This window comes from Saprospiraceae bacterium (assembly GCA_016715965.1).
GTDB lineage: Bacteria > Bacteroidota > Bacteroidia > Chitinophagales > Saprospiraceae > Vicinibacter.
Window position 1 is genome coordinate 843,916 of record JADJXG010000001.1, and the last position, 21,464, is coordinate 865,379.

The window sequence follows — 21,464 nt, forward strand, 5'->3', positions numbered from 1 at the left end:
CCCTATAGATTAATGGTATGCATAGCGCACAATAAAAAGCCCTCCTTCCGGTGGAAAGAGGGCTTTTTATTTAACTAAATATTATCTTACTCTGCGATGATCATCCTCTTTGTAGCTGTATGGCCTCCCATCGATGTCTGAGCATCCAATTGGTAGTACAATACTCCGGCTGCATTGATTTCTGATCTCTGTATGGTGATCTGGTTTAAGCCCTTGTTCATCTCCTGCTCATACACCCGGATCACTTTTCCTGCTGCATCGTAGATGGTCAATTTTACATGACTTGCTTCTGGCAACCTGAAAGCTACGACCGTCTGCTTAGAGAATGGATTCGGCTCGTTCTGATACAATTCAAACACACTCGATTCCACCCATCCTTCGCTGGTTCTCACTCCAAGTCTCACTCCTCTGACTTCATCAGATGTTGTATAAGCCTCTGCGCGGGTAATGTCATCGGTTACTGCAAGCATTTGTGCCACATTACCGGCCTTCAATGCTCTGAAGGTCAATTTAAACAATACCTCATCGCGCTCTACGGTCAATGGATCTCTGGTATTCCAGCTGGTACTCATCAGACCTTCTGCCAATTTCTGAATACCAAAGTTGGATTCATTCAATTGGATGGCGCCTGATTCAAATCCATCGAACACCAAAGCATTCTGATCAAACTTGAAGGTAAACTGGTATCCGTTGATTTTCTCAAAATCAGAAGATTTGAATTCAATCTGATAAGTCTGACCGGCCTGTAGGTTTATTTCATCAATTTCCAAATTCAAAAATCCTTTGGTTCTTACCTGACTGCTTCCATTGAGTCCTGCAATGGCATTTCCGGTCACATCTCCCATCTTAAAGGCCATGAAGTTGACTGCTTTGTTCTCATCCAACATCACTGACTTCGTTCTTGGAGCCGTCCATGGAGTTGCAGGATCTGTAAAGACATAATCTGTCGGTACAAATGACCAGGATCTCACTTTGGAGAATTCAGAAATATTACCCAAGACAAGTTTTCTGATCTCATTGATATCTGCAGTGGTAATGCTTCCGCTGTTGTTGACATCTGCAGCCAGCAATTTGTAGGGTGAAGTAATCGCTTCCTGACTCAGAATATGTTTCTGGATTCTGATGATATCCTGAGTGGACACTCCATTGCTGTGTTCATCATTTCGATCAGGTCTCAATTCGTATTCGATGTCCTTGGCAAGATCTCCAAACAAATAAGGATTTCCTGTGCGCTGAACCATCATATTGCCATTGCGGTACAAGGATATTTCGACCGGATTCAGTTCATCGCCTTTCTCATCTGTCACAAGTCCTGTAATTCTGGCCTTGCCGTTGAGGTTGTCCGGACAGATGTTTTGGTTGTCCTGAACAATGATGACGGTTTTGCAGTAATCCTTGTTGCCTTCTTCATCTTCTACCCACATTTCGACTTCGATTCTCAATTCATCGTTTGCGTTGGCATTTACAAAATCATCACAACAAACGGTGATGGATTGTTTGGTCGCATCGTTGTCAAAATAGAATTTCAGATTGTCTTTAGAAGTACAGTTGTCAAAACTTCCAAGATCCAAATCTTTCGCCCAGATTTCCACACATCCCGAAGTTGGCATTGGCACAGTAATAATGCCGGTATGACAATACGGTGTAGGCGCTTTGCAATCCTTAATTTCAAACAATGTCTCGCATACTCCCACATTGGCACATCCATCTTCGACAAACCAAATGATCTTGTGGATACCGATTGGATAGGTACCACTCGCATCAAATGGATTGCGAGGGTTGTCTGCAAACGGATTGTGGCTATATTCCACGGTATCGCCCGCATTGAAGGCTCTTCTGGTCAATGATCCTACTCTGAAGTCATATCCTGCATGGACACCTACTCCATCGTTATATGCATCGATTTTGTATTCCCACAACAACCAATCTTCAGGACTGCACTGATCGGTGGCAGAAGCAGTCAGACTGATGTGACCCACACATACACCCAAAGTGGGGTGAATGCTAGCTGGTTCACAAGGTCCTACATTGCAACTGACCACTGGTTTGTCCTGATCCCTTACTTTGATCACCTGAAGCCTTTGCCATCTTCCTTTGTCAGGATCGATGAACGGATCATACTGACACCAGTCGATGATGGTCCAGGTTCTAAGTACTTTCAGGCAAGCATCCGGTTCGATGGTAAATACATCGTCGCTGTACTCTATTGATAACAAGGCACAATTGTCATCAGCATTGTTGATCACTTGAGGACGGCCCAACTGCGGATTGTCCGGACTGATATCCGTACCACAACCGTTGATGGTCACCGGTGTCTGTGTACACACACCATTTGGCCAGATCACATCGCTAAAGCGTGGATCGTTGCATGTCAGGTCGTCTATATAGAACGGATCGCAGTCAACTACCCAGATGGTCTGGATAGCAGTCACATTGATGTTGTTTGGTCCGGTTGCACTTACGATACGCTGGATAATTCCCTGACCGCATTCTCTGAGGTCATTGACCGTGATGGTCGGACTGACATTGCAACTATTCAGAGCATATCCGTCAAATCCCCAGGTCAGTTCATATTTATTATCCCAGTGTGCTGTATCAAAGTACTGATAGTAATAATCGCAAGCCTGATTTGGAGCTGGTTTTGGAATTTGATTGCTTGGAACAAAACCAGGATAACCTGTAATGTCATTGCGCTCGCAGTATTTACGGCAGACCAGATCCTGTGTCACTACTTTCTTCCTGTCGGACAAATCGGTCACCACCCTACCAAAAGTTGGGTCATTCGGATCGGTCAATTTAGCGATGTCAAACCAGAACCAGCAGCTTACCACAATGTTTGGTGGTGCAACTACGGTGGGCACGTTTTTATTCTGAACTTCTACTTCAACCATGCAATCGTTGAATCTACCAAACAAATTGCTGGTCCGGTTGGTCATCCTTGCAGGTGCAATTGGTCCTGGACCAGGATCAACGTCAAACACCCTCAAGACCACCATGACTCGCTGATTGGCATCGGCACAGCAGAAATCAGTATAATCATCAAAGTAAACCTGGTTGCCCGCAAGGGTCAGGTTGTCATCTCCATTTCTTCCATTGCATGCCACGGTATTGTTGGAGTTGGAACCATTGTTGGTTCCCAGCAATTCAGCCATGCGAATGACTTTGAAGAAAATATGATGCGCACAATTGTCATAAGAACCTTCATCAAAAGCTTCTGCATAGACTCTTGCATAGTTTTCTCCTGGACTTTGATTACCTGTTATATTCACAGTAGTAAATGCCCTGCAAACTGGTGTTGGAATGATGGCATCTACAACGGAAACCATTATTTTCTTAATGGTTTTATTGCCGCAACCATCCAAAGCAGTAAGCTCGGCTTCATGAACACCCAAAGGAATATTGATCACAGCCCATCTTCCGTCTGCATACTGAATGGATCTTCCGGCTCTCATCCTGACGGTATAGCGCAAATCATCTGAACAATTGTCTTTCATCCATGGCTCAGCAAGATCCCAAATCGCCGTACAACTATTGTTGGTAGTAGAAATCACAATCGTATCAGGATATACAATTTCTGGTCCTTTGCTGTCGAGTACTTTAATCACCTGGATGTATTCAATTGGATTCAAACCTGCTACAGGAGGCAAGCACATATTTCTGACTTTCCAGTAACGGAGAATCTCATAACTGTCATCACAAATATCGTACACTTCATCCTCGTAACGAATGGATACAGCACAACGTCCTCTTGAGAACAGATCAACACCATCCACCGTTGGGAATCCAGTTCCTGTCCATTGAATGATTTCGTCAGGTCCCCAACAGAATCCATTCTGAGGTGTCCAGCCTGGATGTGCATCGTAATACACTGGATATGGACTTGGATGACCTGCATAAGGTCCTGTTTCAAGGAAATTCCAACCCAAAGCTTTAGGAACCCTCACTCCGGCTAGGTCACCGGCAGGAGAAGGATAGAATCCACCCGTTGCACTCCAAATGGCTGAATCCAATAAATATCCATCTACACAATACTGATAGGGTAGGAAATGTGCACTGAAGTCCTTATTAGAACGCTCTTTGTCACATTCCAGATGAGGCAGATCGAGATCGTCGTAATGGCGAGGCCAACGAATATCAGCCAGATCGAATCTTTCAACATCAATTCTCTGCTCGCAGGTATCGCGATTGCCATTCTCATCTTCCACACTCCAGTATCTGACGATTCTGGCTACATAAGGAAGTGCACATTCACCCAATTCGGTGAATTCATCCCAATAGATAATGGTGGCAGAAGGCTCACAAGTTGTAACAAAAGCCCTGCCCAGAATATCAGGATCGAGGGATGAGATACAATTGACTACAGTATCCGGAGGACAAGCAAGATTAGGTCTTTGTTTGTCTTCTATACAAACTTCGCCCCAGCAGCTGTTACCAGATCTTGGATCGCGGATCGTCACTCTAAAACATTTACCCACATCTGCGTAGGTGAATGTGTTTGATCTCACGATACCTCTGCTGTCTGTAACGATGATTTCGTACTGATCATAACACCAGTGCTTTCCACCTTCCAGAATCATATCTGCAGTCAAGACAGCTGTACAGGTAGCATCGAGCGACAAATTGATTTTATCATTACAAGCAAGTTCGCTGGAGCTTGGAATGTAAGGATTTACGGTCAATGTGAAGCAGGATGAATCGAGATTACCGCTCTTATCTATAGCATAGATACAAATTCTGGTTTGACCTACTTTAAAGAAGGTACCACTTGGTGGATTTGCCCAGATGGTATCTATGCCGCATGAGTCAGTGGCATCAGGTACAAAGTAGAAGAATGCGCCGCATTCACCAGGAGATGCATTTGCACTCACATCTTTATAATCAGGTATCGCCGGTGCATCGATGTCACGTACAGTAACATTAAACATGCACATGCCTTCATTACCAGACATATCAATGATTCTGTAAGAAATCTTGGTAACTCCAATTGGCAATATCAGGGAATCACATGCGCCAGCGGTTACGGTATCCGTTATAGGTCCTAAGACGGTATCTGTAACCCCTGTTCTTGCATTTGTACAAGTGGTGATATAAGTCATGATTGAAGTGCCGCCCGGGCAATTGTCATTGATCAGAGGATGATACCACAGGAATTTCTTACGGCATTGTCTGAAATCAGCCGTTATGGTAGTGTCTCTGAGCACAGCCGGAGCTTTGCACAATACCTGCAGTCTCCAATTGGTCAGGGCATTGGTAATGGCCGTAGTTGCACAACTGTTGTCCTCTATTTCTATTCTCCAGGTACCCTGTCCCTGTTCGTTGAAGAACTTCTGGAAGCTTTCCTGAGGAGTATAGAATTGTCCATTACCAAAATTAGGCACGCAAGGCGCTAAATTGACACTGGTCAATGTCATGCCCTTATTGTTGAGCGTTCCAAAGTTTAAGTCAAAAGTGGTGGATGCGTTGCACACATTTTCCCAAAGTTTGACCCTGGTTCCGCTTGGACTGATCAAAGTCACTTCCCAGTCTCCAAGATTCTGATTGGAAAATCCGTTCATGTTTAATATCCGGACATCACCCACTTTGCAGTTATTCGGAATTGTAACAGACGAGCTGTAACATACTCCCTGATTGAAAGCCACATTCAGATTGGTCGGTATTCCGCTGGTCAGGGTATCGTACCTGCCGCAGATCGGAGCCTGATCGTCTGTAATTGTGATGGCCACTTTGCAACAAACCGGAGGATGTACAATGGATTGCATGGATACGGTATCCAAATTGGCATTTGAAAACAGATTTCCTGGATTCCAACTGCCTATGGTCGCTGCATTGCAAGATTCTGCAAGTTCAAAGTCTGAACTTCTGTTATTGTCTTCATGATTTGTCCGGTAGTAAGAACCACGACAGAAGTGAGGATCCGTAGCTCCGACCCAATCAGCCGCAGTAACCACTGCGATGGTACCGCGACCTACCGGATTAAATCCATTGGTAGCGACCACATCGATGACTCTGTCATTTAACCGAAGGATATACGCCCTCTGATCGTTGATTCCAGCCTGAGTACAATTCATGTGGAAAAATCTGCTGGCCGGAACATCGGTACCACTTCCAATATGGAAGGTAGCCACTTGACCAGGAGCAAGGAAATGTACCGGTTTGAGCGGGAATGGAGGTGGTATGGTGTAATCGCAGATGGATCCTGCGGGTCCTACCACTTCAATGCTGATGCAGGTAAGATCTATCACGCCTCCGCCGTAATTACCAATTTCCAAATAGTCTCCATCGATCAGATCGGTGGTGATAAATCCCGGAACAGGATTGGTTCTGCCTATCGTAATGGTACCTCCGGCAATCGGTGTACCCAATTGCTGAGTTACTTCGGTAATCTTCAACAATGGCTGATCATAAACACAATAGGTGATTGTATCCACCCCAACTGGGAAGAAAGTACCAGCCGCTGTGTTGAATCCCCTTCTAACCACCTGACCAGCCTCATCAGTTACCACAAAAGTGACAACCGTATTTGGACAATTGTCTCTGACATTCCTTGGATGAATACTGTCAGCTACCGTCAAGGTTCTGCCACAAGAGTCAAGAGAAGCGGTGAAGCTTGCCGTATCCGGACAGGTGATGGATGGAAGATCCCAGTAATCATTTACGATAATTTTGAGATAGCATGTATCGCGATTTCCACAGGAATCAGAAGCCTCGTAAACCAAAATGGTGGTACCAACAGGGAATCTGCTACCAGATCCCAACCCAGTGCTGTCTATTTGTCGGATCACCGGAACGTCGCAATTGTCAAAAGCAGCGACTGGTGAGAAATTGACATAAGCATCACAGTGGAAGGTTTCTGCCGGCACGACGATCGGCGGTCTTTCACAATTGAAGAAGACAGGTTTGGTGGTATCCACTGTACCTACCCTGAGGGTTCTTGTAGAGAAGTTACCACAATCGTCTGTGGCCGTAAAGGTCACATCCTGGAACCTGGTATCTCCACAACCATCGATCCATCTGGTATCGCTGAAATTATGTCTCCAGTTGATCACATCGCTGCACATGTCGGTGGCAAACAGGCCTCCCATGGAATCCAACCAGGCGATGATTTCATCATCATTGGCCGCATTGGATTGATCACAAGAGGTAATCTTGTCGTATCCGCTCGCAGGATCGATCAAAGGACGTGTGGTATCCTGAACAATAAATCGCGCTTCTCGCCATGCACTGTTTCCACAGGAATCAAAAGCTGTGAATCTGTACACGTAGTCCGCAGTATTGCTGCATTTGTCAAGTTCTGCTACCAAGTCGGTTTCCCATCTGAGAGGACCGCTGCAAACATCTGTGGCAATGGCACGACCATTTAGTCTGAGCCATTCTGCAAGAGCTGCTTCGTTGCCCAACCGATCACAGTTTACCGCAGTGTCTCTTGGATTCACAAGGAATATTGGAGCCATGGTATCCTGGATGATAAATCTGGCAATGGTGGCATTGGAAATATTGCCACAAGAATCAACCGCTGTAAACATATAAGTCAGGGTTCTGGTGCCTCCGCAGTCTTCCTGTGTGCGCATTCTGACCGTATCCCATCTCATAATGCCGTCTGATTCCGGCTCTTGATTGGGCAATGTAACGTTGTTCAAATAATACAGGAAGTTGGTATATAAATTATTCGCTTCCAATGCCGGGCTGTGCCAGATAGTGGCAGTGATTCCACCAAAAAATACAACACCATCACCCCATAATGACTCCATCAGTATTGGACGCTGTGCGCCTGAGGTCTCTCTTAAAATGGCGGTCATACCAGGAGGGCAAACGAGTGCATGTGCATAATAATTGCCTGTAAAATTGATTGCAGTAGGCAAGTTTGGTCCATTGAACACCGGATGAGGATTGGCTTGAGTGACATTGGTGATCCAGGTGCCAGGAGGAGCATACAAAATTCTAACACCTCCAAAGCCCAAATCAATATTACCACCCACGTTTGGAGCAGCATTTAAGAATAAGCGCCCACCGCAGGCCACCCAAGACTCCATCAACGCGCGATGGGTATTGACAAAGGTGTTGAATTCATTTGCATTGCCATCTCCACCTTCCAGATACACAAACTTGTAAGTATCAGAGAATAGAGTGGCAGGATTCACCGATGCAAAAAACAATCTGTCCCAATTGCCCGCACCAACTGCTGCGTTCATTTGAGCTGTGTAGGTGCCTGCACCCCATGGGAAGCCCGGACCTGTGACAAAGGCTGCCCGCGCATTGGCAGGTGGAGCACAACTCAGGTTTCCACTGCAATAATCCAAAGCAGTTGCACCACCGTGGTTGTTGATCCAGGTGGCAAATGCGCCCAGATTACCCTGACCATCACAATCTACGACGGTGTCTTTGGCAGGGCTTGTTATTTCCGGCGGTGTAATGTCAATAATTTCCACCACGGCAGTTCTCGAACTGGCGTTACCGCAACCGTCTATGGCTGTGAAAGTGACTGTCTTTCTTCCGGTATTCCTGTTACATCCTCCTGTCCAAGGCTGTGAGGCAAAGTTGTTGGTGTATCGAACGGACAATTGACATGAGTCAAGGGCTACTCCGCCGCCAACATTGGCTACCCAGGCACTGACTTGCTCATAAGGATCTCTGCCAAATGAGGTATGACATTCAACCAGAAGATCCACCGGATTTTTGTTCCAAACTGGCGGAATCAAATCCCGGACAATGATCCTGGCGCTGGTGGTATTTGAATTGTTGCATTGATCGTAAACAGTAAAAGTCACCAAGTTGCCGGTGGTCGTACAATAACTGGCTATGTCACCATTGAAGTTGTGCGACCATCTCAATATATTACCACTGCAGGCGTCATTGGCAACTGCTCTTCCGTTGAGGTTAAGCCAGGACAAAATCTGAGCATCGGTTTCGTTACCGCACTCAATGACAAGGTCACTGGCCGGGGTTACGATGACCGGTCTTGTGGTATCTATTACCCGGTAAGATGGGAATACCCTGGTTTCATTGCCGCAGGTATCTCTACCCAACACTTCATAGATGTACAATCCGGTGCTTGGAGAACATCCGGAACGACGATCATAAATTCTGAAGCTGGTCCTGAATTGACAATTGTCGGTAAAACTAAACCTGCTGGCCCAGGCATTCATCCTGGCCGTCTGATCGATTCCGTCGCAATTGACCACCGTATCAAACCTGTTGGCAGCGGTTGGGCCAACAAATACGGGATTGGTCCGATCGGTGAAGAAAGTCTGTGATGATTGATTGATACAACCTGCCGGCGTTTCCAAGGTATAGGTCACCACATAAATGCCACAGGCCGTAAATCTCACTCCGCCGCTGGTGCCAACCGGATTGCTATTGCCCACATTGGTACCCGTAAATATTCCTCCCGGAACATTCGGTATCAGGGTAATGGTATCACCCGGACAGTATTCAGCTTTAGCACCAATTACTGTGAATCTTGCATCCTGTGCCGTACCATCTTGTACACTAACCTGCCTGCAAACAGTGTCTCTGCAGAATCTTCCGGCAGGAATTCCTGTTCCACAGGCTGCATAAGTCAGGGTTTCCTCCAGGCACAAGACCACATTTCCTGCACCGGTATATTCCACCGCATAAATGGTGGGGCCGTTGGCAATGACAATGGCAGGTCCTGAAAGGACGCGCAATACCCTTGTTCTGGTTCCGGCAGGATCATAGGTCGGACTATTGATAAATAAAGTATCTCTCTTTAGCGCTACAGGGTCTGTGATATTCCAGCATCTTTCGTTTTGAATATCAAAGCTCGGAGTAGGCTGTTCTGTAATCAATAAACAAGCTGTTCCGGTGGCGGTACAAGCACCGTCAGCACCTGGGAATGTACTGACTGTATAGCTAAAGCAGTAACATCCGGCTTCCAAATAGTTTAATTGATTGTCGCCGATGACCCTTCCGGTGGCAGGTCCTGAAGTCAGGGTGAATACGCCACCTCCGGTGGTGAGTGGGTTAAACAAAGCAGTCAGATCCACAATTCCAGTAGGTTCCACCTGACAAACGATGGAGTCGCTATGTAAAGTGGCATTGGCGGCAGGATACACTTCGATGTTTCTGGTAAAGACACCGGTACATCCGTCCGGAGAATTAACAGTATAAGTCACCGCATGAACTCCTACACCGGCTACTGCAGGGCAGAATTCATATTCCGGATGTACCAATAAACCTCCCGGTGGACGCACACCTCTTCCGGTGAAAATACCGCCTGTCGTGCCCGTCACCAAAACATCGAGCCTCACACATGGATCATCGATACAGAAAGGCCCTATTGCTGTCCAGGCCGGATTGACAACGGTTGTATTGTTTAATACCCGAATCACTTCACATACTTCCGCTCTGCAGGTGGTTGTTAGCCCACAAGCATTGGTGGTAATTGTTTCCTGCATACAGATGGAAGCAATTCCATTACCAACAATGGTAACCACCCCGCTGCTGTTAACGGTGGCCACAGAACTGTTTGTGGTTCTGTAGGACCTTGCAATTGAACCTGAATAAGTAGGACTGGTCAGGAAGTTCACCGGAATATTGAACTGAACAAGGTTGACCTGATCCCAACACACATGATCTGGCAGATCAAACATCGGCATTGGCATTTCTCCGATATGCACCTGGAAGTCCTGAGTGGCCAAACATCCGCCATCTGCTCCGGGGAAGGATGAGACTGTATATCTAACAGTGTAACAACCGGGGCTGGTGTAATACAACAGATCGTCGTCCACCGTGCCGGTTCCTCCTGCCGGTCCACTGACGAAGCTCCAGCTTCCTCCTCTTGTTGCCGTAGCACAAAGCAAGGAATTGAGGCTATGAGAACCCAACGTATATCTGGAGGTCAATAATACACCATTGAATGGTCCGTAATTATTGGTATTTGGTCCAAGTGCTTTGGTAGCGCACTGGATGGTATCCCTGGTATCTGAACAAGCAAGACTGACCTCATCGTAAACATATACGTTGTGGCATTCTGTGGCCGAACAACCGGATCCATTCTGGACTGTATAGCAGATGCTAAAAATTCCGGGACCGGATTCATCCGGACAGAAACGGTAGTTTGGATGAGTGGGATCTAAAAATACACCTACACCGGTAAATACACCAGCGGTATCACCTGTAATTAAGGCATCCAAGTCGACACAAGGATCATCCACACAGAATGGTCCGATCGGGCTCCAGGAAGGATCCACTTCTTCGTCCGTTTGGTGAATGGTGATCCGCTCGCAATAGATTTGTGTACAGGCCTGAGTAGCGAACAATGGACAGGTTAAATTAAGTCTTTCAGTAAGACAGATCTCAAAAACTCCGTCTCCGTTGACCGTAACGGTAGGATTATTGATTGCCTGGAACACTCCCACTCCACTTGAAAGGGTTGGAACGGGGCCAGGTCCAGAAATGGTGCTGACCGTCCAGAGGTAATCTCTTGTATGGCCTCCCGTGCCCCAGGTGGTACCCTGGTAATAGGTAGGCAATACCAAAGATCCTGTGATTCCATCCCAGCAAGCTTCCTCTGCAAGATCAAATACAGGGGTGGGTCTTTCGATGATGGCAAAATTGATTATACTAGAAACCGGGGCACAAGGATCACAGCTAACGCTATATTGAAGGGTATAACAGCCGGGACCTCCAAACAAGGTTTCGTTTTGGATGGCTTCTGTACCCAGCGGTGAAGATATTATGGTCCAAACTCCTCCTCTTGTCGTCTGAGGCAGATAGAATCTGGATAAATCAAAATCAACCCTTGGTCCAAAACTGGATGCTCTGAACTGGGCTGAATTATAACATCCCCAGGCAGTGATATTCCCGGAAATGGTGGCATCACATTGTTCCACTACGACAATATTTCTCGTCATAACTCCCGTGCATCCATCCGGAGAATTGACGGTGTAAGTCACTGCATGAATTCCAACTCCGGCAACAGCTGGACAGAATCTGTATTCCGGATGAGCAGGGTCTAATTCAACACCCCGGCCTGTGAATACTCCATTCGGTGTTCCGGTGACAAGGTCATCAAGATCAATACAAGCTGCAGTCACACAGATCAGGCCTGGATCACCCCAAGCAGGATTGGCCACTGTCAAGGTATTATTCACCCTCAACACTTCGCAAACTTCAGAAGTACATCTGGTGGTGACTCCGGCACAAGCGATGGTGGTGATGATTTCCTCCATACAAATGGTGGTAATACCATTCCCTACAACGGTTACCAAACCAGCCGCATTGACACTCGCAACTGCCGGGTTGGTGCTTCTATAGTTTCGGACAACAGACCCTGTGTAAGCAGGACTCGTTAAGAACGATACAGGAATATTATAAGTGAGCAAAGTCACCTGATCCCAGCAAACATCATCCGGAAAATCAAAACTTGGATTGGGTCTTTCACCCACATGGATGGTAAAATCCTGGGTGGCAGTACATGCTCCGTCAGCCCCTGGGAAAGAAGAAACAGAATACCTCACGGTATAGCAACCCGGGCTGGTGTAATAAAGTATATCATTTGCTACAGCACCGGAATTAGCTGCGGGACCGGAGACAAAACTCCAAACTCCATTTCTGGTGGCTGAAGCACAAAGCAGTGCGCTCAAGCTATGGGTACCAAGGGTATATCTTGAAGTCAGGGTAGATCCATTAAATGGCCCATAACTATTGGCGTTCTGACCCAAAGCCATGGTAGCGCATTGCACGGTATCCCTTGTATCTGCGCAGGCCAAGCTGACTGCAGCATACACAGTAATGTTATGACATTCTACTGCGGTACATCCGGCACCGTTCTGGACTGTGTAGCAAACGGTATGGATACCGGCTCCTGCGGTTGCAGGACAGAATTGGTAATTTGGATGCGATGGATTCAATAATACCCCTGTACCTGTAAATACTCCACCAGTGTCACCGGTGATTCGAGCATCCAGATCCACGCAGGCATCATCAATACATAAAGGACCGAAGCTTATCCAGGATGGATCTGCCACCAAAGTCGTTTGGTGAACAGTAAGGGTTTGACAATAAACTCTGCTACATGATCCTCCTCCGGGAAGTGAACCACAAGAATTATAAACCAAAGTTTCATTCAGACAGATTTCAAACACACCTTGACCCTGTATTGTAATTGTAGGTTCCTGAATAGCAGCGTTGCTGAAGGTTGGAGCAGGTCCACCAGAAACAACATTTACAAACCATCCATAATTTCGAGCGGCAGCATTATTGCCAAAAGTCTCGCCATTATATAGGGTTGGCAGTATGACAGAACCAGCGATACCATCCCAACAAACTTCTTCCGCTAAATCAAATTCTGGTTTTGGTTCTTCCCAAATTGAAAGGAATACTGTATCTGACATGGAAGCACATTCTCCTGTAGCTCCAGGAAATGAACTTGGAACGGTATATCTCAATTGATGACAACCGGGTTGAGCTACGTAAATTTCATTGTATAAAAAGAAACATCCACCCGCCGCAGAGATGATAGACCAGGTACCACCTCTGGTGGTTTGTGGAAGGTAAAAGGCAGATAAATCAAAATTGATCATGCCGGTTCCACATCCGGGAACATATCTCAAATCCCAACAGGCCGTACCCAAGTCAGCTCTCAGACTTGCATCCGGGCCTTGGTGAACAACAATATTTCTACTGAAAGAGGCTGAGCAACCATCAAGGGAATTGACGGTGTAAGTCACAACATGGATACCAACTCCAGCCAGGGCCGGGCAAAAATCATAATTCGGATGACCTCCTGCTCCCAGAACCACACCTTGACCGGTAAAAATACCATTGGGAGTGCCGGTCACCAAGTCATCAAGATCAATGCAGCCATCAGATATACACAAGGGGTCTACCGGCCCCCAGGCAGGATTGACCACTGTTGTATTATTGATGACCCGAATCACTTGACAAACTTCACTTGTACATCTGGTGATGGCGCCACAAGCATTGGTAGTAATGATTTCTTCCATACAAACGGAAGCAATTCCATTTCCGACTACTGTGACTGTGCCCACAACGGGATGAACCGCAACAACAGCTGGATTGGTACTTCTGTATGATCTGGTAACAACCCCTGTGTAGCTTGGACTCGTAATGAAATTGAGCGGGATGTTGTATCCAACAAATGAAACCTGATCCCAACAAATGGCATCCGGTAAATCAAAGCTTGGATTGGGTCTTTCACCTATATGAACAAAGAAATCTTGAGTTGCAATACAAGCTCCATCCAACCCAGGACCAGATAATACAGTGTATCTGATGACATAACAACCCGGAGTTGTATAATACAAGGTATGTCCTGCGACTGCACCGGTATTGCCTCCTCCCGGAGGAGCACTGATCAATTCCCAAAGTCCACCTTGGGTGGCATTCGGACACAGCATGCTTGACAAATTGTAGGTACCAAGAGTATATCTCGAAACCAATACACTTCCATTGAATGGTCCATAGTTATTGTTGTTTGGACCCAATGCCATGGTAGCACATTGCAATGTATCTCTGGTATCAGGACAGGACAAAGTAGCAGCCGGATACACCACAAAATTATGGCATTCTACAGCGGTACAACCTGCCCCGTTGTTAACGGTATAGCAAATGGTATGTGTTCCTGGTCCTGCAACAGCCGGGCAGAAGCGGTAGTTTGGATGCGATGGATCCAATTCAACCCCATTTCCGGTAAATACACCACCGGTATTTCCGGTGATTCTGGTATCCAAATCAATGCAGATATCATCCACACAGAATGGACCCGCTGAATTCCAGGTTGGAATGACTTCGATGTTGGTTTGATTGACCACAAGGATTTCACAATGCTCATTGATACAGGAAGTGGGTACGATGTCTTCACAATCCTCATATTCCAAGGTCTCGGTCAAGCAAATGCTAAATGTACCCGCACCTTGAATGATCACCTCGGGTTCCGGAGAAGCAGGATCGCTGAAAGTCGGTACGGGGCCCGCTCCTGAAATCAGATTTGCCGTCCACAAATAAGTTATATTGGAAGTATTAATTCCAAAAGTGGCACCTGTATATAAGGTAGGCAAGCTAGCGGATCCAGCAATTCCATCCCAGCAAACTTGTTCTGCAAGATCAAAATCGGTCTGCGGCTCTTCCGTCACCATCAAGAAGACGGTGGTGGTCATTTCGGCGCAAGCTCCGGTAGCTCCAGGAAATGCTGCTGGAACAGTATAGGTCAGCTCATGACAGCCCGGAGAGGCTTCAAAAGTTTCATTCAAAATTCTGCAACCGTGGTTGGTGACTACATTCCAGATACCACCTCTGGTGGTGCCCGGTAGATAAAAATCCGCCAGATTAATGTCTGTGACATAAATACCACAGGCAGATGAAAGCCTTAAATCATAACAACCTTTTTCCAAATTGCCTACCAAAGTAGCGTTATTGGCAGGTCGCACTTCAATGAGTGTACAATGGGTTTGCAAGCAGGAAGGATCTCCTGTGGTCACACAAATAAGATGTGAGCCAGGTCCTGCCGCACCCGGATTAAAACTAGCCTGGGTGCTATCTGCACCAACGGTCAAACATCCACCACAAGAAGAAGTCCAGAAAATTTCCTGGGTACCGTCACTATTGAGAGGATTGCCATCCTGAACGGTTGGATCAGGATTTACCAAACTCAATACCACAGGTCCTCCGTCCACACATTGGGTAGAAGGTGTCGCAAAGAAAGGATCGCTTGATGCGCTCACTGTGATAATGGTTCTATCGGAATCAGAACAGCTTGCTCCGGTTCGCAAAGTATAAACGATTTCAAAATTTCCTTCTCCTGAAACAGTTGGGTCAAACATGGCAGTGCCATCCGTCATTCCCATCAGAGCCGTTGTGGCCGGATAAGAAACCCAAAATCCGGTTGAATCGCATAAAGGCAACCTGCCCACCATATTGCTGGTAATCGTAGCTTTATTGTCTCTCGAACAAAGTTGTGCCGGACCATTGATCTCTACATCTGGCTTTTCACAGATGGTGACAACCACATTGTTATTGATGTTATCCGGATTGCAATCATTTGGAATGGTATAGCTGACCAATAAGTTGCCGCAGCCCCCGGTATAGAAAAATCCATTCGGCAATAGAATTCCACCAAAAGGAGGAATACTTGCTCCATCCGTCATTCCGGTAAAGATTCCTCCGGGTGCAAAACCATTTGCAAGAAGTACACTGTAAGGGAAGAAGGTATTGGGAACAAGACAGACTTTAAAGTCATCCACTAGGTCATTTTGATTGTCAGGAACGTCGTCATTGATCAGTATGTCAATGCAATAATTTTCAAGGCAACGAGGATTGCCGACGGCTACACAAACTGTAAATAAGCCGGGACCCGGCCATCCGTCTCCATCTAAATCCGCTGGTTGGAAAAGACCTGTTACTCCATTGTCTGTAACACCGGATCCTGTCCATCGGATGTCTTCATCGACCATTGGAAAACCAGCTTCATCCAGAATGCTCTGCAGATTTAATACCACAGGCCAAGCTGTGGTCCCTTCGCAAAGTGGACCTACCGGAACGATTCCATTCGGACTCGCTCCGTCTTTGTAAATATTGACCACTTGGTTGTAAACAAAATCAGGACAGCCAAACAAGGATCCGGTAGGATCAACGATGGTCATACGGATGGTATAGCTACCTGCCATGACAGCATCGGGATATACCAACACGGGTCCCAGAGTACTGATGGTCCCGGTCACGGGGCTACCTCCAATCAGCAGGTTGCCCGAAGGACCCTGGGTTACATCAAAAGTAACTTCATAATCAAAACAACCATAAAAAACGCGGTTGGTGTCAGTGATCGCATAAGGACCTTCATCCTGGCAAAGGTCATCCGGAAGATCAAAGGACCCTCTGGGGCATTCATTGATGGTCACAGCAATATCATCGGAAGATACATTGCCCTGACAATCGGTGATGGTATATCTAAGGTTAAGAATCAAACATCCGCCATCATATTTGGCGACATGTGAAAATCCAACTCCTGTTGGAGGAAGAATATTGACGCCTGGTGTGACAGGTCCTCCCAGATTGGGCACCTGAGAAAGGATCTCCCATTCTCCACCCTGAGGAGCTGTCTGTAACAAAAATGACTCAAGATCAATCAAGGCATCCGGGCAGAAGCAAATGCCAAAATCATTGACCAAATAAGGAGGATTGACATCTTGTTCGACGAGGATTGTTCTGGTCAGTTCAACATGACAATTTGCATCCCCAACTGTATAGGTAACGCTGTAAACACCCGGGCCCGGAGGATTAAACATGGCCGGCGTGCCGCCGTTGCAGCGGTTATCCGGAGCAGCGGGTTCTACGTGGTCACCTGACCAGTATCCGCAATCTCTTGCGGTTCCTTCCAACAAAGCACATAAATCCAAAGGAACCTGTGACATACAGACAATACCCGGATTGGACCATGCTGCATCCAGAGGATTCACTTGAATCAGCACCTGGCAATTTCCTAAAATTCCGCTAACGTTGCCGGAACAATCTTCACCCCAGATCGGGATATTTTGGAAGCCCAAGGCACCACAGCCAAAGCTGGCTTCGTCGTTGTGCTCGATGGGATCCTGATCACAATTGTCATTGACAAAAGCGATGCCATTAAAAAAATCCTGCGGCACTGTCGCAGCAGTATAAATACATGTCAGTGGATCGATGTCAAGATTAAAGATGGGTGCCGGATCCGGACAAAGCGCAATAAAGTCGGGGGCGGTCACATCCAGAAGTACGATCAAATCATCGCAATCAAAGACCACCGGTCCTCCGATGGGATTGCCATTGCAATCGATGTAGGTAAATCGAATGTCCACAGCGCCTCCCGGAAACAAAGGATTACAAATGATGTCTCCTGCAGCTACCGGAAAAAATCCTCCCGGAATAACCGGAGTGCCGGGAGCGAAAAGTTCTGTTTCATGAATTCCGTCTCCATCCAGGTCAGCATACATTCCGATGTTGTCGGGATCCACCACCTGACAGTTGTCGAGGAAAATGGAAGAATTTCTTAAATCCGGGACATTGGCCGTACAACCAGCATCCACGTTTACATCGGTTTGAGGGGGACAAATTCCAGGTATTGGATCTGTCTGATCTGAAACTGTTATTTCAAAAGTGCAACAATTGCCTGGCAATGGACCAGCAGGTGCCGGATCCAATACGCCGTTCCCAAAACAATCCTGAGCACATATTCGAATGGTAATAACCCTTGGTCCGTCACATCCTCCTGTGATGGTGGGGAAAGTATTGTTGGGAAATGGTCCAGCAGCCGGATTGGTCACGCTGAGAACCCTTTGGGATAAAGTATATGGAGCCCCACATGCATCATCCGGTGTGGCAAGCGCCGTAAAATCTTCTACGGTATAAGCACAAACAGCATCGAAAGCCCTGGTGTCATTTGGAGGACAAGTGATGGTTGGTTCGGTGACATCTCTCAATTGTACCAATACAACATCCGTGTTGGATAGATTTCCGCAGGCATCCATGGTTTGGAAGGTCACCGGAGTCCCGGCGTTGGGTGAGGTTGGACAGGCCAAATCAGGAACAGGAAATCCAGCCGTAACAAACATGTTGGCTAACAGTGTTGCATCATCCGTACAATTGTCTGCGACCGTACCTCCACCCATCCATCCAACCAGATTGGCCAGACTGACGGTACAAAGGCTGTCCACATCCAGAATAACCGAACCCGGTAAAGCCAGAATCGGATTAAACTGATCCTCCACAAAAAAGGAGTCCACATTGGTGATGGTACAAAACTGCAAAGCAGGAGGAGGAGCTGGATTGGCTCTGACGTACAATGCAATCAAATTCACCTGAATATAGGAATCAGGGCAAAATCCGGAACTTGGCAGGGTAAAAGGTGTCAAGGCCGGTGGCACCTGAATGGGACGCAATAATCCTACCCTGGTCCAACCCAGACATGAAGCAGCCACCTGCCAATCGTGCTGAATGGTAACCGATGGGGTTAAAAAACCACACAGAATACCCAGATTGACATTGATTGGGTTGTTGTTTCCTTGCGTTACACAAGCATTCATTGCCGGATCGCAGGCTGGCTGTGCAAAGGCCGAGACATTCATAAAAAAGCTCATCAATGCAAGCATCAATGCTTTGCGCACGGGAGTTAAATTTTGTTTCATAAATAAACTTGAAAGGGATTGTACGAATGGGATCATAGATCTTAGGATTGTAAAGGGTTTTGAATAAGAAATACTTGGATGCGCTCGTGTGATGGGATCTTCTCAATTATTTTGACCGATTTGTTGTTGTAAATGACTGTATTGTTGTCAATTTTGAGGGGTTTTTCGATAAAATTAACACCCTCTAAAAATGGTAAGCCTTTGCTCACCATGGAGACATGACTGGCAAAAAATTCAAACTTGGTATCGTTGTATCCACTCGCTCTAACAGAATCCAAAGTCTGACGAGATATTTCATCGAGTGTTTGGTCCGGAAAAGCAAAGAATACAAAATCAAATTGGGGATGACTCTGCAAGAAAAAATTAAGCGCAGGATCGTTAAGCATGCGGTTGAATTCACTCATATCCTTTCTGGATTGAAGGGACTGTTGAGCAAAAGAAGCTACATTTTGACCATCGGGAATTCCCGGATTAACTTGTGTAAGTTGTTGATTATCAATTGACTTTTCTGCCGTCGCAGAAGGTTTATTGTTTGTTTTGCAGGAAGTTGTCAGAAGAAATAGAACGCACGAAATGCTGACCAGAGAACAAGTGTTTGTTCTTCCAATACAGGAGACTAGAGCTTTGGTTTCCAAAAGCACATAGTCAATTAAGTGAGGTATGTGTTTCAATGAGAACACAGGCTTAATTGATTTACAACAACAAAAAATCGAAGGAAACTTAACTCGGGCGTCTGCTTGGCTTCGTCAGTTCACACCGGGATTAATTACCTTCTGTTTTTACACAAGTTTTGAGGTATGGTCAGTACCGCAGCACAAAGTAAAGAAAAAACAATGGTTCAAGGTGTATTAAATTTTTGTGCAGGACAAATTTTTTTTCACATCTGTTTATTTATTTCTCATTAAACACATTACAAATAATGTAATTATTTAATGTATGCTATTTTAATTCAAAATGGGACCCTATTACCTCGGACAACGGTCGATGATATAGGCTCTTGAGCGGGCACTGAGCATAACAGTTTCTAAGACTTTTGCTTCCGTTGATCCAATGACGACCGTCGCACCAGCCTCTCCAAATTTGACACTGACCCCTCCCAATGAAGTGGCCCCGGCCCAGCTAAAATCGGTCGTCTTAACAATCAGCTGATTGAGCAATTTTAATTCCGCATCATCCGGCATATTGTCATTCAATTTGCCCGCGAGCTCTCCACCAATTGCTTTAAAAGCTACGTCTGTCGGAACAAAGTAGTTTACCTTAAGTCTTTTGTCTTCATACAACAATGGTATGATCGTCGACGACTGATTCATCAACTGGTTGAAATGGACAAGGTCGCTTCTGTTTTTGAGCCAACCCAACAATTGACTTCTCTCTTCCTCCACCTGACCTTTGGTCATTTTATGGTCCTCTGCCTGGGTAGATTCCTTATTGCCGGTAGCAGCAGATCCTCCAGATTTGTCTTGTTTGCATTGGATGAAAAACAAACTGAGCAACAATATTCCTAGGATGGGTTGAAATTTCATAACTTTTAATTTGGCACAAAATTAATGGAAACTTGAACGCTTAAGTTTAAAACTTAAACCTTCAAATGGCTTAGGTCTGATGGCGGTCTGATGGCTGTCTGATGGCTTAAGTTTGAAACTTAAGCCATCAGACAGCCATCAGACTTAAGCCATCAGACGGCCAAGTTATATTTCGATCCGATCGATGTCAATGCAGCCATCCTGCTGCCCCTTGTATTGAGCTGCACTGCTCCACGCATATTCTTCTGCATAAGCAACCATACCTGCCTTGACAGGATTGTGATGGATATAATTCAATTTCTGTTTTATCCATACTGGATTGAACAATTCAATTGGTCGGTTTCGCTGGTACCAAACCTGAAATCTTTTATTGTTGCTATTCGAAAATCCAAAAATTTCAAATATTTCCAGGATATCATCTCTTTGATGAAAACTGGTATCTTCAAGAATTAATTTCAAAATGGCTTTGGCACAAAACTTTTTAAAATCTCTGATCGTATCCGACAATTTAAAGGGAGGGATGGTGCGGCAAATGAGATGGATGTGATTGCTCATGATCACATAAGCATGAATCCTCAACCCCTTGTGTTGCTGACAATATTTCAAACTATCTGTGATAATTTTTTTGCATCGATGATCATCAAAAATTTTCACCCAACCCACCACAGTAATGGTTAAAAAATGCAATGCATTTTGCTTAGATATTTTATGCCCTCCCATCTGTTATTCACTCAGGAATAAAATTAGTGAAATAATTCCGAAACGGCTGAATGATCGCTACAAAGCTAGATCGCTCTGGCTTGAT

The 21,464-nt window shown here is 45.9% G+C and carries 4 protein-coding genes; all 4 read right to left on the reverse strand.

Annotated features, from left to right (window positions below; translation table 11 throughout):
* Positions 1 to 86: 86 nt before the first annotated feature.
* The 4 genes from IPM48_03120 to IPM48_03135 all read right to left on the reverse strand — a co-directional run bounded on the left by IPM48_03120 (position 87) and on the right by IPM48_03135 (position 21,346).
* Entirely contained in the window at positions 87 to 19,136 is a 19,050-nt protein-coding gene (locus IPM48_03120; protein ID MBK9270565.1) for an HYR domain-containing protein, read from the reverse strand.
* Positions 19,137 to 19,177: 41 nt separating this feature from the next.
* Complete coding sequence (locus tag IPM48_03125; GenBank protein ID MBK9270566.1) at positions 19,178 to 19,771, reverse strand: hypothetical protein; 594 nt, start codon at positions 19,769 to 19,771, stop codon at positions 19,178 to 19,180.
* Positions 19,772 to 20,101: 330 nt separating this feature from the next.
* Entirely contained in the window at positions 20,102 to 20,659 is a 558-nt protein-coding gene (locus IPM48_03130) for a hypothetical protein (protein MBK9270567.1), read from the reverse strand.
* Positions 20,660 to 20,824: 165 nt separating this feature from the next.
* Complete coding sequence (locus tag IPM48_03135; GenBank protein MBK9270568.1) at positions 20,825 to 21,346, reverse strand: transposase; 522 nt, start codon at positions 21,344 to 21,346, stop codon at positions 20,825 to 20,827.
* Between the last annotated feature and the right edge of the window lie 118 nt (positions 21,347 to 21,464).

Excerpts from the sequence above, each read along its gene's own strand:
- IPM48_03130 (MBK9270567.1), bottom strand. The coding sequence starts at position 20,659 with ATGAAATTTCAACCCATCCTAGGAATATTGTTGCTCAGTTTGTTTTTC.
- IPM48_03120 (MBK9270565.1), bottom strand. The coding sequence starts at position 19,136 with ATGAAACAAAATTTAACTCCCGTGCGCAAAGCATTGATGCTTGCATTG.